This window comes from Ruegeria sp. AF3 (assembly GCF_056536285.1).
This window is the reverse complement of record NZ_JBQFJM010000001.1, coordinates 1,339,788-1,353,135: the sequence shown is the minus strand read 5'-3', so window position 1 is coordinate 1,353,135 and position 13,348 is coordinate 1,339,788. Positions and strand designations below refer to the sequence as shown.

Here is a 13,348-nt window from a genome sequence, read left to right as displayed (position 1 = left end):
CTGAAATGGTCGGGGATGATGCTGATTTGAAAGGTTGGCAAAGCCCGCATTGGGCTTGTTGTCGCCTTTCGTTACTTTTCACATTAATGACCGGTGGCAGCCCGAAGCGGACATTCTCGAAAGTTGGCACACTACTGCCGAACTTGATAGATTCGAAAAAAGGTTGCTATTGGGAAATGCGCATGACACGCCGACTTGCCGCCATACTTGCCGCCGATATGGTCGGCTACTCACGGCTTATGGCGGCTAACGAGGCGGGAACACTTGCTCGTCTCAAAGACCTACGACGGGACATCATCAATCCAAGTATCGAAAGTGCCGGAGGTGAGATTATCAAGCTTACCGGTGATGGCCTGTTTGCACTTTTTAGCTCGGTCGTTTCTGCCGTTGAGGCCGCAGCGACGCTCCAGAAGGCGCTGCACGCCGCCGAAGCCGAGAGCCCCACCGAAAGCCGGATCAGCTTCCGAATAGGGTTGCACATTGGAGACGTAATCTTGGACGAGGGCGACATTTATGGCGAGGGTGTTAATCTTGCCGCAAGACTCGAAGGCATCGCTGACCCAGGCGGTGTCATACTGTCTGACGACGCATGCCGGCAGGTTCGAGGCAAAATCGAACACGACATCATAGACCTTGGCGAAGTAGCGCTCAAAAACATCTCCGAGCCAGTTCGCGCCTACAAATTGGCGATGGAGGGCAAATCAGATTCCACGCAAAACCAATCTCAACCCACTGACAAACCCTCCATCGCTGTCTTGCCCTTCCAGAACATGTCCAATGATCCAGAACAGGAATACTTCTGTGACGGCGTTTCCGAAGACATCATCACAGAGCTCTCGCGCTTTCCCGAGCTTTTCGTCATCGCCCGCAACTCCTCATTTTCGTTCAGGGGTCGCCCCGTCACCCATATAGATATCGCTCGAGAACTCGGTGTTCGCTACATGCTAGAGGGTAGCCTCCGTCGAGCCCAAAACCGCGTACGCATTACTGCCCAACTCATCGACTGCACAAATGGAGCCCATGTTTGGGCCGAGCGCTACGACCGCACGCTAGACGACATCTTCGCGTTACAGGATGAGATTACACGCAGCGTGGTCGGCGCCATCGCCCCCCAGATATCCATTGCCGAAATAGATCGCGCGTCTGTGGCTCGAGATATCGACTTCAACTCCTACGACCTCTCGCTACGTGCAATGGCGATCTTCTACGCGGGAGGCTTCTACTCTCAGGATAAGTTCGATGAGGTCATATCGGTCTCTGATCGCGCCATTGATCTCGACCCGCGCAACGTCCAGGCCCATTGGATCAAAGCGTTTGCCTACCTGATGCGTTATCTATACCAGTTCGATGAGGACCCCACCGAAAACCTGGGCCTAGCTGATAAAAGCGTTGAACCTCTGTTTCTTGGTGGTCAACTCGACCCGCGCGCCTTATGCGTTCGCGGTATGGTTCGTCATTTCCGTGGAGATTTTGACGGGGCCAACGCCGACTTCAGTTTGGGCTTCACACTGAACCCGAACTTTGCCCGGAACATCTTCTTCATGGCCTGGCATGAATCTTTGGTCGGCCGAACCACACAGGCGCGCGAACATGCCCACCTTGCCCTCCAGCTTTCCCCACGCGACACTGACCTCTGGGTAGGAGACGCCTATCTGGCGCTCGCCCAAGCTGCCTTCGCCGACGCTGATTTTGAAGACGCAATGCGTTGGGGTGAGCACGCCATTCAGATGACGCCGCGTGCGCCGATCCGCCGGGCTCTTATGATCGCCAGTGCCGCCCACCTCGGGCGCGCCGAAGCAGGCCTGCCACATGAGCAGGCGCTGGCGGATTTCGCCCCAGCGTTCCTAGACAGCATTGTCTCCGGAGCTTTGATCCTCTTCCGTCTACCCGAACACAATGCGCTTTTGGTCGAAGGCTTGAAGAAAGCTGGTGTTAAGCCGTAGAGTTGGTCAGGACGCCAAAGCTCGAAACTATCGCAGACAAATCGTGCCAAGGGCCAATCCAATTTTAGCGCAATGTCCTCGAAAGGTTCTAAGCAATCGCTCATTGCTTCAATCGGCGACGACTGTTTCCAGCCCAAAGAAGACATACAACAGCGATGTTTGAGTATTCTGGGAAGTTTAACACAGCTCCTATTTAGGACACCTTTTTGGCAAATAGGGCGGCTTTCTTTTTGACTGTGCGGATCTTCCCAAGGCCACACCATACCGGCATCGCCCGAACCGCATGAAACACGACCCACAAAGAAACTCTGTGACTTCTATCGTATGCCCTCTAAACTCCAGTCTTGTGTGTTTCATTGGTTTGCGTGGGGGGGCACGAACGCAAGTGGGTCGAAAAAAGGTATCAAGAGAGCCTGCTGATTCAGCGTCGTCATCCTCGCAAAGCAGGGGGCTCAGCGCGGATGATCAACAGGCTCGGTTTGAAGCCACCGCGCGGGTTATGCAGGCGATCTCCGAGACCAAGGATGACGTCCAGCCAGTATGCGACCTGATTGTAACGCTGGCAAAAGATCTCTGTGATGCCTTTTTTGCCGGTCTGGTACTCGGGCAAGAAGGGGATGCTCGTCAGCAACTGGTTGCCAGCGTTAATCTACACCCGGATATTCAGCAACTCTGGCTCGACGGCAAATACACGATGGAGCCAGGCAACTCCATTGTGACTGACACTATTCTAAGTGGCGAGACAAAACGTGTTGTCGATATGGGGGACACCGATTTTCATAAATCGGGAGATGAGCGCTTTAAGCTCATTGTTGACACTCATGGGTGCAGGAGCAATCTCTTTGTTCCATTGAAAGTGGGTGGTAGCGCAATCGGATGCCTGATGTTGGCACGGGATGAGGTACGACCTTATTCCGACGATCAGGTGCAGCTGGTTGAAACTTTCGCCGCGCAAGCGGTCATTGCAATTGAAAATGTTCGACAGTTTAGCGAGTTGCAGGTGCGTCTGGCTCGTGAAGGTGCCACGCGTGATGTTCTGGAGACGATCAGTCGGTCTCGGGATGATGAAGCGCCGGTATTTCAGACGATCTTGGAAAACACCGCACGGCTTTGCGAAACAGATGTAGCCACGTTGAGCCTGCTAAATGAGGCAGGAACTCATTTGGAATACGCGGCCCATTTTGGCGATCAATTGGCTACATACAAGGTCGGCGTGGATCGCTGGTCCCTGGACTCAAATTTACAAATTGCCGAGTCCGTGCGGGAAGCGCGCGTCATTCACAATGTCGATTTGCGCCAGACGGAACACTACATCAACGGGGATCCCTGGCGCCGGCAACTGGTTGATGAGGAAGGTGTCCGTTCGTTTCTTACGGTTCCTTTGATGTCGACAAATGGTGACCCAGTAGGCGTCATTGGGATTTACCGGCATGAAGTGCGGCCATTTACTGAAGATGAGATCTCTTTGGTCGAGGGCTTTGCGGCCCAGGCTGTGATTGCAATCGACAACACACGTCAAATGAAAGAGCTGCATACTCAACTGGAACGCCAAGTGGCGACGCAAGAGGTCCTGAGTGTTATCAGCAAAAGCCGGGACAATGACGCACGAGTCTTTGAAGCCGTACTTCAGCAAGCCACGGAAATCTGTGACGCGGATCAGGCGGCGCTGGTTTTGGTCAACGCTGCGGGAACCCATATTCAATTGGCCGGTGCATGGGGGCACGATAGAACCGACGTCGAATTGGGAGAAGAGTGGCCTCTCGATGGTTCGGTTACGGCGGCGGCGGCGATACGAAATTGCAAGGTTGTACGAGTCGAGGACATCGCCGACACTGAGTTCTACCGCTCGGGTGATCCTACTGCTGTTACAATGGTCGAGGTCGAAGGCATCAGGTCACGGGTTGTTGTGCCCTTGATGCAGGGGGAACAAGCGATAGGTGCTATTGCGGTTAGCCGCCGCGAAGTCCGCCCGTTTTCTGATCCCGACGTGCAATTCATCGAAGAGTTCGCCAAACACGCAGTCATAGCGATAGAAAACACGCGCCAATTTCGAGAGGTTCAGGAACGACTTGAGCGCGAAAAAGCATCGCGAGAAATCCTCGAAGTCATAAGCCGTAGCCGCGACGACGAAAGACCTGTATTCCAAAGCATTCTCGAAAACTCCAGCCGTCTGTGCAAAGCGCCACTCGCCTTCTTGTGTATCGCTGATCACGAACGAGGGCTCGCAACGATCCCGGCAAATATTGGCGCAAGAACCGATTTTGACGAAGCGCTGAAAAATTTTGAGGAGCCGTTAACGCGCACTGAATTGATCGCGATCAGACCAATGATCGATGGCCAAGTTATTCGCCAGGATGATATCGCGGATGACCCGCTTTATTTCAAGGACCGAGACCCAAAACGGGTTCAGATGGTTGAGATTGAAGGAGCCCGCTCGGTTCTGGCAGTTCCGTTGATGAAGAACGGCACCGGTCTAGGGGTGATCGTACTATATCGCCGTGAAGTTGCGCCTTTCTCAGATGATGATGTGGCACTGGTCCAAACCTTTGCAGCTCAGGCCGTGATCGCAATGGAAAACGTCCGTCAGTTCCGGGAAGTACAGGACCGGACGGCGGAAGTTACGCAGGCTTTGGAATATCAGACCTCTACATCTGAAGTACTGCGGGTGATTTCGTCGTCGCCAAACGAGCTGGCACCCGTTCTCGATGCTATCCTCAAAGAAGCGTCGCGTATCTGCGAATTGCAGGATGCCTATGTTGCAATGTTGAACCTCGACGATCAGCTTTTTCATGTTCATGCGATACTTACGCAGGACACCACCTTTGCGGAATATGTCAAAGCTCATCCTATTTCGCCTGATGAAAGCGGTGTAAGCGGGCGTTCCATTCTGGCGAAGCGCACAATCTATATCGAAGATGTTGAAAAGGATTCTTCTTATACTTGGATGGAAGAAAGCGGCGTCGGTGAATACCGATCCGTGCTCGGAGTGCCGTTGATCAAGAACGGCGATGTCGTAGGTGTCATTTCAATCGGGTCCCCCGAGGTATCGGGGTTTTCTACCAAGCAGATACAGTTGCTGGAAACTTTTGCAGATCAAGCCACTATCGCCATTACGAATGCGAGTCTTTTCCGCGAGGTCGAGGAACGCACTGCGGAAGTAGTTCAATCGCTTGAATACCAGACGGCCACATCTGATGTGTTGTCGGTCATTTCGCGATCCCCAAACGAGCTGGAACCGGTGCTTGAGGAAGTCTTGAGGGTTGCAAGCCGAATCTGTGAACCAAAATACGCCGCGATTTCGATCCTCAATCCAGAGGATAGTCTATACCACACTGATATCACGCTGGAATTTGACAGTGATTTCATGAGGTTCATAAAAAACAACCCGGTGCCAGCCGGTCATGGAAGCGGTATTGGCCAAACAGCAGCACGAGGAGAAACAGTATATTACAAGGATACCGAAGCTGAAGAATACGAGTGGAAAGAGGCGGCCCGTATCGGAAAATACCGCTCGCTGTTAGGTGTCCCTCTGATCAAGGGCAAAGTAGTAGTCGGTGTTATAGTCCTATGCCACGACAAAGTCGCACCATTCAACGCAAAGCAAATTTCACTCTTAGAGACTTTTGCGGCACAGGCCGTGATTGCGATCAACAACACTCAGTTATTCGAAGAAGTTCAAGCTCGTACCGCCGAAGCTGAAGAGACATTAAAGTACCAGACAGCTACGTCTGAAGTACTAGATGTTATCTCCCGTTCACCCAACGACCTGCCGCCAGTGTTGGACGCCATCCTGGAGGTTGCTTCGCGCATCTGCTCGCCAGAGTACGCATTTTTTGCCATGCGGGATGCAGACGATGGGCTTTATCGTGTCGTGATGTCTCATAACGTAAGCGAGGCATTTCTGAAGTTTCTGACGGATAATCCGATAGCTCCTGAAGAAGGCTCGTGCATCGGGCGAACTGCATTGCATGGAAAGACAGTCTACATAGAAGATACTCGAAACGACCCAACTTACACTTGGAAACAGGCTGCCGAGATAGGCGATTATCTCACCACTCTCGGGGTTCCACTTGTCAAAAATGGTCGCACGCTTGGTGTTATCGTCATGGCGCACAGGCAGGCTTCGGCATTTAGCGCCAAACAGATCAACCTGCTGGAAACCTTTGCTTCGCAGGCTTTGATCGCGATTAACAACACGCAATTATTCGAGGAAGTGCAAAAACGCACCGCCGAAGTTGAGGAGTCTTTGGAGTACCAAAAAGCCACAAGCGAGGTACTCGAAGTTATTTCCCGATCTCCCGACGCATTAGAGCCTGTACTGGAAGCGTTGTTGGCCGTTTCGTCTCGCATCTGCCGCCTACAGGATGCTTTCCTGGCGCTTAAGATGCCCGAAGATGGGAAGTACCACTATTTTGCCGGGCACAATTTGTCTGGAAAATTCGCTGACTTCATAAAAGCGTATCCTTTCGAACCAGGAGAAACATCGGCCACAGCACGTGCCCTTCTGCATGGAAGGGCTGACTATGTAAAGGACACGCAGGCTGACCCCAACTATGACCCACTTCTCAAGTCCAATCTCGAAGGCTATCGATCCGTTCTTTCCGTGCCACTGATACGAGATGGCGAGACAATTGGCGTTATCAGCATGGGGAGTCGAACCACCGCTGCTTTTAACGAGAAGCAAATCAAGCAGATGGAGACATTCGCGTCCCAAGCGATAATAGCAATTCAGAATTCGCAACTCTTCAACGATACTCAAACCGCACTCGCGCGCCAAACGGCAAGTGCGGACGTGTTAAGGGTAATCTCTGAATCCCCAACCGATACCAAACCGGTTTTTGAAAAGATTGTCGCGCTGGCGACGACCCTCATAGATTGCGACCTGTCGATTGCTATTCAGGCGAACAAGACTGAACTTTGGCAAATCGCCGCCGCGACACCCGATGGCGTCGAAGAAATCACATGGACCGAGCGCCTGCCGATTGATCCCGAAGACAATTTGCCGTCCAAGGCAATCAAGAACGGCAAGACCTTGCATTTGCCCGAATGGCGATACGATGAGCTACCCCCGCGCGATCAAGAGATCATCCGCAGGAAAGGGTTCAAGTCTTCGCTGACGGTGCCTCTGATGCGCGGGACGGAATGTTTCGGTGCCTTGGTATTCATCCGAAAAACGGCCAAAGTTTTCAGCGAAAATGAAGTCGCCATTGCCGAGTCTTTCGCTGATCAGGCCATCATCGCGCTGGAAAATGTTCGCCTGTTTAATGAAACTCAGGCTTCCCTGGCACGTCAGACTGCGAGTGCGGACATTCTACGGGTGATCAGCCAATCTCCTGACGACATCAGGCCAGTCTTCGAGGCAATCGCAAAAGCAGGTGTGCGGTTGGTCTCCTCTGATATGGTTGCAGCTATGACCGCGCAAGATAACACGTTCGAGGTGCTTGCGCGGGTTAGTGCAGAAGGTGTTGCTACCCTTGAAGGCAACCAAAGTTTTCCTATCGACCCGGATCCGATGTCCAGCTTTCCCGCGCAGGTTCTGCATGAGAAGAAGATGCTCCATCTACCGGATTGGGATACACTCGAACTCTCACCGTTCGAACAGATTACGTATGACCGGCATGGCGTGCGCGCAGCTTTGTTGCTGCCACTTATGAAAGGCAAGGCGTGTCTGGGTGTGTTGGTGTTCGCTCGAAAATCAGCCGGCGCTTTCACCAAAGATGAGATCGACCTCGCCTACTCATTTGCAGATCAGGCGGTGATTGCCATCGAAAACGTGCGTCTGTTCCGTGAGGCCGAAGAGGCGCGAAAGGTTGCTGAAGAAGCAAACGAAGCAAAAAGCGCCTTCCTGGCGACGATGTCCCACGAAATTCGAACGCCAATGAACGCCGTAATCGGTATGAGCGGGCTGTTGATGGACACAGAGTTGGACGCAGAACAAAGTGACTATGCCAATACCATCCGCGATAGCGGCGATGCGCTGTTGGGCATCATCAACGAGATCCTCGACTTCTCGAAAATTGAAGCCGGGCAGATGGATATCGAAAACCATCCGTTCGACCTGCGCGAATGCATAGAAAGCGCCCTCGATTTAGTCAGCGGTAAAGCTGCCGAGAAACAGCTCGATTTGGCTTATGAGTTCGATGACACACTGCCCCTGGCGATTAGCGCAGATCTGACCAGATTGCGGCAAATTCTGCTGAATCTCCTTTCTAACGCAGTGAAGTTTACCGAAAGCGGCGAAGTGGTTCTGTCTGTTGAACAATCCGCCGAGGTGCAGGGATCGCTCGAACTGACGTTCAAAGTCCGAGATACTGGAATCGGCCTGTCCCAAAAGGGCATGAGCCGATTATTTCAATCTTTCAGTCAGGCAGATAGTTCCACGACCAGAAAATATGGCGGCACTGGTCTGGGTCTTGCGATCTCGAAACGCCTCGCCGAACTTATGGGTGGGACCATGTGGGCTGAAAGCCATGGCGAGGGGAGCGGTTCCACCTTTGTTTTCAAAATCCAGGCAAAACCTGCAAAGCCAGTTAAGTCTTCTTCCCGCAATCTTGTCGGCGTTCAGCCTGAACTCGAAGGCAAGCGAATTTTGATGGTGGACGACAATGCCACCAATCGTAAAATCCTCGCTCTTCAAACTGAGAAATGGGGCACGCAGACCACGACGCGTGAATCTCCGTCAGAGGCGCTGAGCATACTTGAACAAGGCGTCGAGTTCGATTTGGCCATTCTCGACATGCATATGCCCGAAATGGATGGAGCAGATCTCGCCAAAAAGGTTCGCGCCAAGAAGCCGGGTTTGCCACTAATCCTTTTCAGTTCACTTGGCCCGCGCGAAGTAGATCTGGAGGAAGGGCTCTTTGCTGCCAACCTTGCCAAACCTTTGCGCCAATCCCACCTGTTCGATACCTTGGTTACATTGTTCGCGACTGAAAAAGTACGAGTAAAGCCGTCCAAACTACAGGACAAACCCCAAACAGATCCGGATATGGCAACGCGACATCCACTGCGAATTTTGCTGGCCGAGGACAATTTGGTGAACCAGAAACTTGCACTGCGCCTACTGGAGCAGATGGGCTATCGCGCTGATTTGGCCAGCAACGGTGCCGAGGCTGTCGAAAGCGTGAACCGTCAAAAATACGACGTCGTTTTCATGGATGTGCAGATGCCCGAAATGGATGGTTTGGAAGCGTCACGACGTATCAACAAAGCGCTCCCCGAAGGAAGTCGCCCTCGTATAATCGCGATGACCGCGAACGCAATGCAGGGGGACCGTGAGATGTGCCTGGATGCAGGGATGGACGACTATATCACCAAACCGATCCGCGTACCTGTCCTAATCGAAGCCCTGTTAAATTCCCCAAGAATAAGAAGGTGATCCATGACAGACAGCCCAATTGATCATGAAATCTTCATGGAACTAAAAGACGCCACAGGCGAAGATTTTGCAGCCGAACTTGTAAACACCTTTCTCGACGAAGCGCCAAGTATGATTGGCGAATTGAAAACGGCGGCGGGCGAGGCCGATGTAGACCGATACCGCCGTGCTGCACATTCTATCAAGTCGAATGCCAACACATTTGGTGCGACGGCTCTTGCCGAACTGGCCAGGAAAGTCGAGCTGGGAGAACTGCCCGAGGCCGGAGACCTAACAGATGCGACGGCGTTGGAGACAGCCCTAACCACTGCCGCCGCCGCGTTGCGGAGCCTGATTGATGTCTGACGCCCCCGGCCATTTGCTCATCGTCGATGACAACAAGGTGAACCGCTTGCTTTTGTCGCGCAGCGTAGAGCTCTTGGGTCATCAAGCATCGGTCGCGGAAAACGGCCGGGTTGCGATGGAGATGTTGTCTAACCAGCCGTTTGACTTGCTGCTACTGGATATTGAAATGCCAGAAATGGACGGCTTCCAAGTTCTGGAGGCCGTCAAATCGGACATTGATCTGCGCGATCTGCCAGTAATAGTGACGTCATCTGTTGAGGGTCTCGACAACGTAGTGCGCTGCATTGAATTGGGTGCCGAAGACTACCTGCCAAAGCCTGTTAATAAGACACTACTTAGTGCGCGTGTCTCCAGCTGCCTTGAAAAGAAAAGGCTCAGGGACGAACAGAAGCGCCTGCTAGAGCGCTTTGCTACAACTGAGGTTGCACAAGACTTACAAGAGTCCGGTTTTGCCATAGGCGGCAAGCGCGCCAATGCTTCGGTCCTGTTCTGCGACATTCGCGGCTTCACGACCTTGTCTGAAAATCTCGCTCCCGAGGAAACAATTGATCTGCTCAACACTTTTTACACGTTGATGTTCGAGGCTGTTACTAGCAATGGCGGAATTGTCAGCCTGATGCTGGGAGACGGTTTGATGGCTCTGTTCGGAGTTCCGCAGCCGCTGTCCAACTCCGCTCAAAGTGCGGTGGCGGCAGGGCATGAAATGCACAACATGATTGAGATATTAAATCTCGAAAGGCGCTCAGAAGGGAAAAGTGACCTAAAAATCGGCATCGGAATAGCGACTGGCGAAGTCGTCGCCGGCTATGCCGGTACGGACAATCGAGCGACGTATACTTGCATAGGATCGACCGTAAACCTTGCTGCTCGCCTCGAGGCAGAAACGCAGAAAACCGGAAGCCGTATATTGATTGATCAAGAAACCTTCGATCTGTTGGAAGGGGCAAATGTGTTGGAGACATTTGGTAGAACAATGATCAAGGGTTTCTCCGATCCGTTCGATATCCATGCGCTATGACCATTCATGCAACCTGGCAAGCGCAACTACATCGGGTGTAGTTGCGCTTGTGGCTTTGCTTTTAGCCTGATGATTTTCATATGTGGCTCAGTGATTGGAGACTAGATATTGTCAGACTTTGCAAAGTCAGCTTTCTGCGCATTGCTGTCATTGGGGCATAGAGCAGCATCGGTCAAAGTGGGCTCTATCCGGACCTTCCTCGCGCGATGGGCCAAGTTGCGGTGTGCGGACAAACCTGCCATCCGCTTTTTCACTACTCAGGTGAATAGGGCTCCAAAACTCCAAATGGCACAGGCGTCTCCTCTTCGAGAGTTTGCTGGAACTCCGCAATCTTGCCGAAGATCACTGGCAACACCCAAGTTGCTTCGCTCTGAATCGGATATTCCTCTTTGGGATCGGTGATGAGGTTGTGCACACGAGGCACGTTGAGCGGACGTGGCTCGCTGTTCATGTTCTCAAGTTCCACCAGATGCAGCTTCCAATTCCGCCACTTGTAACCATAGACATCATCGTTGTTGTAAATGATGAAGCCTTCGCGGTTCGAATTGTCTTGTTCACCAAGGAAGAAACCCAACTGGTCTACACCGTCAATAATACGGTCTTGGGGCAGGTCGTACCCAGCTACGCTGCCCAATGTCGGCAACATATCCACGAGGTGTACGATCTCGTTGCTTTTGATGCCTGCATCAATTTTTCCGGGCCAACGGATCAGGAAGGGAACTCTTAGAGATCCTTCCCAGGCTGTAAAATACGCACCCCTCCATGGTCCTGCGGTGCCATGCCACGGTTCGAAATACTCGGGCCCATTGTCACTCAACCAGATCACGACAGTATTGTCTTTTACCCCCAACTCACTGATTGCATCGAGGATTTGCCCTGAACGAAAGTCGATCTCCGCCAACACATCTGCGTAGTGACCATTACCTGTGAACCCGTCGAAGTCGGGATGAGGCAAGGTTGGAAGGTGCGGTTGCGTAAAGGGCACAAAGGCGAAAAACGGCGTTTCGCTCGCCACAGATCGTTGAATGAAGTCAATCGTGCGTTCTGTCAGTTCACCGTCAATCGTGCGTCGGGTTTCTACAGTGTAGGCTTTGACATCGCGGGGAGCCTCATCGCGCTTCGCTTCTTGGATCATCGGTTGACCACTGACTGATGCATCGAACTGAAACTGGGAGGAGTACTCGGACTCATCCGTCGTATTTGCCACGCCATACCACTCGTCAAATCCTTGATCCGTCGGGAAGCGTCCGGGCAAATCGCCAAGGTGCCACTTTCCGAACATTCCCGTGGCATAGCCAGCCTCTGAGAAAAGCTCAGCCATGGTCACTTCCCAGTTGACCATACCGTAGGGGACGCCCCAAACGACTTTGGTCGTTGCTGATCGGATTGGTCTGCGTCCCGTCATGAGCGCCGAGCGACTAGGGGTGCATTGAGGTTCGACATTGAAGTTCAAAAGCTGCATACCCTCCGAGGAAAATTCATCCAGCCGTGGCGTTTCGGCCCCGCGCAAGGCACCTCCGCCATAGGCTCCAAGTTCGCCCCATCCCAGATTGTCGACCATCATAATGACAACATTGGGTTTTTCGCTCTGTGCCGAGGCGAAGCCAACAAATTGCAGTGTCGTAGCTAGTAATAAGGCAACTGTGCGGATGGTTGCGATCATCTAGTAGTCCTCCGCCGTGGTACTGAGGGTCGGTGCTCTAGAGTGTTACCGGACCCAATTGCTTTTCGCTTGGTGTGATTGCCCAAGTGTAGGACAATTGTCCTAAAATATGCAATCATTGCCTTACTTATGATAATCTCGCTATCAGGTGACTATGACGACAAAGATAGAAGACTATGTTCCCGACGACGTAATTGTCATGTTGCGTGAACTTGTCGTTCAACGCCCCGTTCCTTTGTCCGCAGATGATCTGTCTGGCAGTGCAAGTACCAAAAGGCGCATTCTTGACGCCGCATTTTTGCTCTTTATTGAAGCCCGGATTGATGATTTCACGATGCGCAATCTCGCGAACCGTATCGACATGCGTGTCGGCAATCTGACGTATCACTACAAGACGAAATCCAAACTTCTCGAGGCGCTTGCTCAGGATCGGCTGGCGACCTATGCGGAAGAAATTCTCGCCACATTGCAACTGAGCGTGCCTTCGCCACGGCGGGCACTTGATAGAATTGTCTCATTATTGGTTCAGGACTTACGACGACCTGAGATTGCTTTCTTCCCGCAACTCTGGGCACTCGCCTTGTTCGATCCTGTTGCTGAAAGATTGATGGACCAAATACACGAACTGGAGCGACGGGTCTTTGCTGGGCTCGTGAGGACGTGCAGGCCCGATTGGTCCGGCGTGCAATGCGATGCATTCTCGCTTCATATCACCGCAGCGATAGAAGGACTGACACTGTTCATCGGGCGGAACAAGAAAACCAAAGGGGTCTACGCTTCGCCGGACGAAGAAATCCATCGGGTTATGAAACACATTCTCGAGGCACAGAAATTGGGGCTTTCTTGAGCTGAAAAGGACTTCTCGAAAAGTCTGCCAATTGCACTTTGGGCTCGATGCAGAAGTTCGCCTAAGTTTTGCTAGCGACCGCAATACAGCACAAAGCGGACAACGATTTAGCTTCCATCTTCAAGAGTTCGTTTGGATCAACTGCACCGCCAAA

6 protein-coding genes are annotated in these 13,348 nt (G+C 52.4%); 5 read left to right on the top strand and 1 reads right to left on the bottom strand.

Annotated features, from left to right (window positions below):
• Window positions 1-5: 5 nt before the first annotated feature.
• From ACR3FC_RS06785 to ACR3FC_RS06770, 4 genes are all read left to right on the top strand, one after another.
• A complete protein-coding gene (locus ACR3FC_RS06785; protein WP_480474018.1) occupies window positions 6-1,943 on the top strand; it encodes an adenylate/guanylate cyclase domain-containing protein in 1,938 nt (645 codons plus the stop codon).
• A 499-nt stretch (window positions 1,944-2,442) separates the two neighbouring features.
• On the top strand, window positions 2,443-9,321 hold the full coding sequence (locus ACR3FC_RS06780) for a GAF domain-containing protein (RefSeq protein ID WP_480474017.1): 6,879 nt from the start codon (window positions 2,443-2,445) through the stop codon (window positions 9,319-9,321).
• A 3-nt stretch (window positions 9,322-9,324) separates the two neighbouring features.
• Entirely contained in the window at window positions 9,325-9,666 is a 342-nt protein-coding gene (locus ACR3FC_RS06775) for an Hpt domain-containing protein (protein WP_170519322.1), read from the top strand.
• Entirely contained in the window at window positions 9,659-10,684 is a 1,026-nt protein-coding gene (locus tag ACR3FC_RS06770; RefSeq protein WP_170566137.1) for an adenylate/guanylate cyclase domain-containing protein, read from the top strand. Before ACR3FC_RS06775 ends, ACR3FC_RS06770 begins: the two co-directional genes overlap by 8 nt.
• 253 nt (window positions 10,685-10,937) lie before the next feature.
• On the opposite strand, the gene ACR3FC_RS06765 is transcribed toward ACR3FC_RS06770, so the two are convergent.
• The gene (locus ACR3FC_RS06765) at window positions 10,938-12,347 is read right to left on the bottom strand and encodes an arylsulfatase (protein ID WP_480474016.1); all 1,410 of its coding nucleotides are present in this window, start codon (window positions 12,345-12,347) and stop codon (window positions 10,938-10,940) included.
• Between the two features lie 154 nt (window positions 12,348-12,501).
• Between ACR3FC_RS06765 and ACR3FC_RS06760 the strand changes: the two genes are divergently transcribed.
• Entirely contained in the window at window positions 12,502-13,194 is a 693-nt protein-coding gene (locus ACR3FC_RS06760) for a TetR/AcrR family transcriptional regulator (protein WP_480474015.1), read from the top strand.
• Window positions 13,195-13,348 lie beyond the last annotated feature (154 nt).